The 656-nt window shown below is 49.7% G+C and carries 1 protein-coding gene; it reads left to right on the top strand.

Features of this window, described 5'->3' with window-relative positions; translation table 11 throughout:
- Window positions 1–656: RNB domain-containing ribonuclease (locus tag ACTHUR_RS14935; protein ID WP_440399382.1), on the top strand; the 656-nt coding region annotated here is incomplete at both ends.

Below are 656 nucleotides of genomic sequence, written 5' to 3'. Positions count from 1 at the left end.
ACCCAGATGATTTTCGACGACAACGGTAAAATCGACAAGATTGTTCCCGTTGTACGCAACGATGCGCACAAGCTGATTGAAGAATGTATGCTGGCGGCGAATGTTTGCGCGGCAGAGTTCTTGCTGAAAAACAAACATACGGCTTTGTTCCGCAATCACTTGGGCCCGACTCCCGAAAAACTGGCTACTTTACGCGAGCAGCTTGGTTTGCTGGGTCTGAGTTTGGGCGGCGGCGATAATCCGACGCCGAAAGACTATGCTGCGCTTGCCGAACAATTTAAAAACCGTCCGGATGCGGAGCTGTTGCAAGTGATGATGTTGCGTTCTATGCAACAGGCGGTTTATGAGCCGCATTGCGACGGTCACTTTGGTTTGGCTTATGGTGCATATGCACACTTTACTTCGCCTATCCGCCGTTATCCGGATTTGACGGTGCATCGTGCCATCAAAGCTGTATTGAACGGACAAACTTATCAACCCAATAAAACCTGGCAGGCTTTGGGCGTACATACCTCTTTCTGCGAGCGCCGAGCCGATGATGCCAGCCGCGATGTGGAAAACTGGCTGAAAACTTATTATATGCGCGACAAAGTCGGCGAAGTCTTTAGTGGTAAGATTTCGGGCATGACAAGCTTCGGTATTTTTGTAACCTTGGA

Source organism: Neisseria sp. P0021.S007, assembly GCF_051956855.1.
This window is presented reverse-complemented; position numbering and strand designations above follow the sequence as displayed.